Origin of the sequence: Thermogutta sp., assembly GCF_014359955.1 — a bacterium.
In the GTDB taxonomy this organism is placed as follows: Bacteria; Planctomycetota; Planctomycetia; order Pirellulales; family Thermoguttaceae; genus Thermogutta.
This window is the reverse complement of sequence record NZ_JACIYL010000229.1, coordinates 1-5722: the sequence shown is the minus strand read 5'-3', so window position 1 is coordinate 5722 and position 5722 is coordinate 1. Positions and strand designations below refer to the sequence as shown.

The 5722-nt window shown below is 58.5% G+C and carries 8 protein-coding genes and 1 pseudogene; 6 read left to right on the top strand and 3 right to left on the bottom strand.

Annotated elements, in window-relative coordinates:
* Window positions 1-144 (top strand): annotated as a pseudogene (locus H5U08_RS08835) (IS5/IS1182 family transposase); the annotation flags it as partial.
* A gap of 27 nt (window positions 145-171) precedes the next feature.
* Here H5U08_RS08835 and H5U08_RS08830 read toward each other — a convergent pair.
* Genes H5U08_RS08830 through H5U08_RS08820 form a run of 3 tightly spaced genes read right to left on the bottom strand, consistent with a single transcriptional unit; the run spans window position 172 to window position 1025 of the window.
* Window positions 172-471 (bottom strand): efflux RND transporter permease subunit, encoded by a 300-nt coding sequence (locus tag H5U08_RS08830; protein ID WP_297032259.1) that lies wholly within the window; start codon window positions 469-471, stop codon window positions 172-174.
* Window positions 453-644: a hypothetical protein gene (locus tag H5U08_RS08825; RefSeq protein ID WP_297032257.1), complete on the bottom strand. Its 192-nt coding sequence runs from the start codon at window positions 642-644 to the stop codon at window positions 453-455. The genes H5U08_RS08830 and H5U08_RS08825 overlap by 19 nt, the downstream gene beginning before the upstream one ends.
* 45 nt (window positions 645-689) lie before the next feature.
* A complete protein-coding gene (locus tag H5U08_RS08820) occupies window positions 690-1025 on the bottom strand; it encodes an efflux RND transporter permease subunit (protein ID WP_297032256.1) in 336 nt (111 codons plus the stop codon).
* A 474-nt stretch (window positions 1026-1499) separates the two neighbouring features.
* Between H5U08_RS08820 and H5U08_RS08815 the strand changes: the two genes are divergently transcribed.
* The 5 genes from H5U08_RS08815 (at window position 1500) to H5U08_RS08795 (ending at window position 5345) form a co-directional block, all read left to right on the top strand.
* Window positions 1500-2306, top strand: a complete 807-nt coding sequence (locus H5U08_RS08815) for a hypothetical protein (protein ID WP_297032254.1) — start codon at window positions 1500-1502, stop codon at window positions 2304-2306.
* 96 nt (window positions 2307-2402) lie between these two features.
* Window positions 2403-3074, top strand: a complete 672-nt coding sequence (locus H5U08_RS08810; RefSeq protein WP_297032252.1) for a hypothetical protein — start codon at window positions 2403-2405, stop codon at window positions 3072-3074.
* A gap of 15 nt (window positions 3075-3089) precedes the next feature.
* On the top strand, window positions 3090-4442 hold the full coding sequence (locus H5U08_RS08805) for an FHA domain-containing protein (protein WP_297032250.1): 1353 nt from the start codon (window positions 3090-3092) through the stop codon (window positions 4440-4442).
* A 37-nt stretch (window positions 4443-4479) separates the two neighbouring features.
* Entirely contained in the window at window positions 4480-5097 is a 618-nt protein-coding gene (locus H5U08_RS08800; RefSeq protein WP_297032248.1) for a sigma-70 family RNA polymerase sigma factor, read from the top strand.
* Between the two features lie 20 nt (window positions 5098-5117).
* Window positions 5118-5345, top strand: coding sequence for a hypothetical protein (locus H5U08_RS08795; RefSeq protein WP_297032246.1), 228 nt, complete (start codon window positions 5118-5120; stop codon window positions 5343-5345).
* Window positions 5346-5722: the final 377 nt, after the last annotated feature.

The following is a 5722-nucleotide window of genomic DNA, read 5'->3' as shown; positions in this document are numbered from 1 at the left end:
GTCGAGCGACTGATGCCATGGCTTTCCAAGTGCCGCGCGATCCTGGTCCGCTACGACAAGCATTCATTCAACTATCTGGGTATCATCCAATTGGCTTGTGCCCTGTTCTGGTTCAGGCGCTTGCATCGAATGGGAGCGACATAACCGGCCAGGAACGTTCTCGAATAGTGTCTAAATATTCATCAGCACCGCAGGCCGGCCGTCTGCGGTAACCACGTTGAACTGGGGGGCCTCCCCAAGCCGCACGTCAGCCACCTCCCGCAGATAAACAGGACTACCGTCCCGCCAGGCCAGGACCACCTCTCCCAAGTCTTTGGGCTGCCGCACCCGATTATCCAGCACGGTCAGATAGAGCTGCCGGTTCTCCTCGTGCATGCCACTGGAGATAAGCTCGTTCGTATTTGCCAGGGCGTCCACGACTTCTTTCAAAGTCAGGTGCAGCGCCTGCAGCTTCACTGTATCAACCAGCACGTGATATTCAGGCTGACGCCCCCCACAATTTTGACCTGTGCCACGCCCGGTATTCGCAGCAGCCGGGGACTGAGTTCATAACGCGCGATTTCCCAGGGCTGCATCACGTTGAGCCTGGTACCCGTCAGGCTGACGCCCAAGATCGGAAAAGCGGAAAACGTCAAGCGATGCACGGAGAACTCGGCCGAGGGCGGTAATTGACTGCGGATCTGGGCGAGTCACCCTAGTACGTATAGTTCCGCCCGTTCCATGTCCGTGGACCAGTCGAAAAATACGCTGATATCCGCGGAGCCCCGACCTGTTGTGGAACGGATGTTAACCGTGCCAGGAATGTTCTTCATGGCCTCTTCCACTGGCCGGGTGATCATCGCCATCACTTCATCCGCCGGCATAACACCGTTGTCAATAAGAATGACCACGCGAGGAAAATCAGTTTGGGGAAACACGGCGGATGGCATGTGGTAGGCGCAATAGATTCCTGCAGCGCACAGGGCAGCGGAAATGAATAGGATCGCTTTGCGATGTCGTAACACGAAAAAAGACTTCTCGTCCATAACCTTGGTCCTGTGCGAGGGTTCGGCACCAGTACCGAACTCGTCCGACCATCGAACTCCGCTGCCGACAACTCAGAGCAACGAAAGGTCCTGCGAGGCGCGCTATCTGAGTGAATATAGTTTCGTTGTTCTCTCGCGGCAACGCGAAGTCCGCATGTGACGTTCACCCATTGTCCCCGCACATTGCGTCGCAAGGCATCCGAAGGGGGAATTCGTGAATTTACCTTACGACTCCCGAGGGAGCTCGGCTCTCACGGCTGGGATACGATGGACTGGCGTTTCCACGCAGGTAAAATGAGACTACGCGAATATGTCAAGTGATTTGTGGCGAAATCTCCAAAAAATTCTTTCCAAGATTCGGGTCAGTCGTTCGTCAATTAGGATAGACGGAGGACGACCAAATGATGGGCAAGGATGGCGAAGAGGGTTTTTGTGATCTCGAATTGGTTGCTAATCAGAAGAGGAGTGTGAGCCATGTTGCAAGTCAAGACACCGTGGTGGATTGTGGCGGGAGTGGGAATCCTGGTGGTGGGAAGTTTGGGCGTTGCCACAACGTGGAGCTACATCAAGACCGGTTGGCGGAAGGTTGGGCAGGGCATTCGCGAGGCGACTCCGATTGCGTTTGACCTCGAACGCCTCAACGGCGAATTGAAGGACCTGGAACCCGAGATCCGGCGTAACATGCAGGTGGTCGCCCAACTGGAAGTGGAAACGGAAAATCTTGAGCAAGACATCGCACGGATCGAACAGGAGCAGGCGCAGGCCTTTGCCGAGATGAAAAAGCTGCGAGAGGCCCTGGGGCAGGGGAAATCCGAATACCAATTCGCCGGACAGGTGTATAAACGGAGCGAGGTGGAGGCGGACCTTGCCCGGCGTATGGACAACTATCAGATACGCCAGGCTGATTTGGAGGCGAAAAAACAACTTCTGGCGGAGCGACAGCGTCACCTGGAGAATGCCAAGAAAAAGGTGGACGCCTATCGTCAGCAATACGACCAGCTCAAGCTCAAAGCCGAATCGCTGGCAGGCCAGTTGAAGGCCCTGGAGGCAAGCCAGGCCGTCGGAACTGTGGCGATCGATCAATCCCGGCTGGGGCGGGCGAAGGAACTCGCGAAGGAGATCGAGACGCGGATTCGGGTGGCCCAGCGGATGCTTGAGCACGAACAGAATCCGCAGGGTGAGATTCCTGTGGAAGTAGATGACCGGCCGGTCACCGAGCGGTTCGACGCGATGTTTGGAGATCAAGCCGACAAGCCTGCGGAGGTCAATCAGGGCACGTGAAACTGGATGAGTGAGTGTCCAGAGGGCGGCAGGGATCGAGAGGAGCGTTCCCTGTCGCCCGATTTTCCGAAATAAAACAACTTTGGGAGGAACGCCATGGCCAGCGGCAAGGCTGTTTTGTTCGTCCTCTCGTTGTGGTGCCCGATGTTTCTGGTCGGTGTCGCGATCGGCGATGAGATTCCGGTGGAAGCGTCGGGCAAGGGCGAGCAAAATATCGCGCGTCCTATCCAGGGGAAAAAATCCTCCCGGACGGATGGGCGGCAACTGGTGATTACTACCGGGCGATGTGTGGGGCTGACGCAGGCGGATGCCGAAAGTGAAGCGGAGCGAGTAGCGACCGAGAATCGCATCAAGGTCCTCCGTCAGATGGCGCGGGAACTTGCGGGGGCTGAGCTGTCATCGTCGGCTGTGATGACGGAGTGGGCCTGGCTCACATCTCAGCCGGGCGTGACTCAAGAGGTGACGAAAACTTCCGACGTCAAAGACTATGGCTGGACTGCAGAGCAGGAAATCACTGTGACGATCCCCTATTCTGTGCTCAGCGAGTGGTCGGCCCGGTTGAAAGCTTATCGGGCGTGGTACTGGCAGAAACGGCTCCTCGCATTGGCAGGAACGATTGCCAGCGCGGTTCTGGCGGTGGTGGCCATGGTGGGGCTCGACCGGATGACGCGGGGTTATTATCGCGGGTTGATCGTCACAATGGTCATGCTGCTCCTGGCTTGCGTGGCATCGGCGATCTGGATCACTGCTTTGTGGCTCCTTGGTTGATAGGGTAAATCTGCGATGGGCTGGCTCGATCCACTGGAATGCAAGGCTGCACGCGACTACCTGCGGCAGGGCCAACTGGAAGAGGCGGCGCGCGTTCTGCTGACATCGAAAAACCGGGAGCACCGAGCGGTTCGGCATTTGCTGGTGGAAGTAGGACAGAATCTTGTGGCTCGGGCTACCCGCGAGGCTGAGATGGGCCAGTGGGAACTTGTCGCGAAAACTCTTGAAGTGGCCGGCCGGTGCGTCACTTTGGAGGGCGATGCCCTGGCATTGCAAAACCGCGCTATGCAGGCATTGGCTGAAAAAAAGCGGGAGGAGGAACGCCGGCTTGAGGAACAGGCAAAAGTCCGCGAGCAGGTGAGTGAGGCCAGACGGCTGGCACGCAGCGGCGAATTTGCTTTGGCGTTGGAGCTGCTGGCCAGATGGGAGACGCAAGGTGGGCGGGAAGTAGCGACGGCAATCGAGGAAATTCGGCTTAGCGAACGGCGGTTCGGGGCGGCGGTCCAAGCTTGCGAGGAGGCCGTCGGGCAGGGGGACGAAGGGCTTGCCCGGCATCACTGGGAAACGGCTCGGCAGATTGCACCCGAGGCACCACAGATCAAGCGGCTTGCCGCGGAGCTGGCCCGTTTGGCCGCCCGAGGCACTCGCGTAGCAGGGGACCGGGGCAGGCCAGTACGGGGTCGCTCAGAAAGGATCCTGATGGAAGGGGTGGGTATGATTCTGCTGGGCCAGGAAATCGTGCTGGGCGCGGCTCGGGAAGAAGTCGACTTGCCCATTTTGGGGCGCATTCATCGTCGCCATGCAGCGCTCCTGCGGGACAAATCGGGCTGGCAGCTCGTGGCATGTCGTGATAAATACGGGGAGCCCTGTCTTGTCAAAGTTGATGGTCACACAGTGCGCGATGTGTGCCGACTGGCGGATGGTAACGTGGTGCAATTGGGTGAGGACAGATGTCGCTGGCGGTTTCGGTTACCCGTCGGCGGTTCCTTGACTGCCGTCTGGGAGGCGCTCCCCGATTCCACGGGGAGTGTGGTGGTTCCCGGCACCGGTGATACACTGAAGCGAGCCGTTTTTTTGGTGGACGAACTTCTGGTTCGCCCTTACGCACCGGCCCATATCATTCGTGGCGACCTTCCCTGTCAGGCCCTCATCTTGCGGTGGGAGAAAGAGGGCTTACACTGGGATGTTGAGGGTGGCTCGGCCTGGGCTGAGATCCCCGGGGTCACATGGATTGCGAGCGATCGCTGCCTGTATCTGCCCAGTCGGCTTGTTATCAACGCCCAGTGGGATGAGGCGGAGCGCTTGGGACGGATGATGGCCGAGCCAAGCCAACCCGAACAGGTGACGGTGGTCTTTCGCCAATGTTAGTTGCGACGACGAGAACTACTCTTTGGGGAGGTGATGGGTGACGGACGGGGCTGAACTCCTCGATGTATTTATGCGCTGTCGGCCCGCGCTGGCACGGTTCGCCAGGACAGCCTTTCCCCGCCTGGTGCACGACGTGGACGACCTGCTTCAGGAGATCTGGCTGGAACTCCAGACGAAGGTCCCGGCATCGGATTTTCAGGCTCCGAGAAACTCCGAAAGCTGGTTGCGGATGCTTGTCCGCAGTCGCGCCATCGATCGTCTGCGGTCAATGGAGCGGCGGGTTTTTTTCAGCCTCACGATGAGAAAAGACGCCGATTCGGAAATGCCCGAGAAGATCGAACCAGAAGATAGTGGACCATCCCCGGCGACACATGCCATCGAGCAGGAACGGCGTCGCCGGCAGGGGCTTCTCCTCAGCGATGTCCTGGCGGAATTCTGCCGCTGGTGCGAAAAAAGACCCCAGCGATTGGCGATCAAAGAGGCGTATGAACGGGCATTGCATGGTCAAAGTCCAGCCCAGATTGCCGAGGCCATGGGAGTGCCTCCGGCGAGTGTTCACCAGTGGCTTCACCAGGCTCGGGAATGGGTACGACAGCGCGTTACGGAACGAGATGTCGAACGCTCCGTTTTTCTCACCTTGTATGGAGGGCAGTAAATTTCTGTGAAAAGTCAATCATGAAAGAAGGCGAAAGTAAAGCACCGGAATTGAAGACCCTGGGCGACGTGGTGCGGTGGGTCATCGCGGAACTGGGCGCGATGTGCCCCAGCCCGGAGCGACTGGCGGCCTATTTTGCCAATCCAGATGATGTGAGCTTGCGCGACGTGCGGTATCACGTGGAGGAGGCTCGCTGCCCTATTTGTCGGGCGGAGCGAGAAACGACGCAACGCGCAACTTCTGATTGATGGCTGTACTGGATGGTTCTGGCGGGCACTGGTCTGAGGCTTGCGACATGATGTGGCCGTCGCCGGCAGGTGTCGCGGTGACCAGCGCGATTCCCCGCTGGTTGCAGGAGTGTCCTCCGAACCAACGGTACCTGAGGAGGTCGCGACAGTCACCTTAGATAACCCGATTGTCAAGGCCAAGCAACCACTGAAGATCCTTATCGCTGGGCGCGTCGGGACTCATCCGGAATCTACGGTCGGGTGTTTTGGTACTCTCAGAATGCTCGGCAGTGGAGACCGGCTTTCGGAAGTTGGATAGGGATGGATCAGGCCGTATCGAAGTTGACCCAGAACGCTGTGTGCGTTTTGCGGGTCGAATTTCACGGCCACACCTCCGG

Coding starts and splice junctions, on each gene's coding strand:
- H5U08_RS08815 (WP_297032254.1), top strand. CDS start 1,500: ATGTTGCAAGTCAAGACACCGTGGTGGATTGTGGCGGGAGTGGGAATC.
- H5U08_RS08795 (WP_297032246.1), top strand. CDS start 5,118: ATGAAAGAAGGCGAAAGTAAAGCACCGGAATTGAAGACCCTGGGCGAC.
- H5U08_RS08810 (WP_297032252.1), top strand. CDS start 2,403: ATGGCCAGCGGCAAGGCTGTTTTGTTCGTCCTCTCGTTGTGGTGCCCG.
- H5U08_RS08805 (WP_297032250.1), top strand. CDS start 3,090: ATGGGCTGGCTCGATCCACTGGAATGCAAGGCTGCACGCGACTACCTG.
- H5U08_RS08820 (WP_297032256.1), bottom strand. CDS start 1,025: ATGGACGAGAAGTCTTTTTTCGTGTTACGACATCGCAAAGCGATCCTA.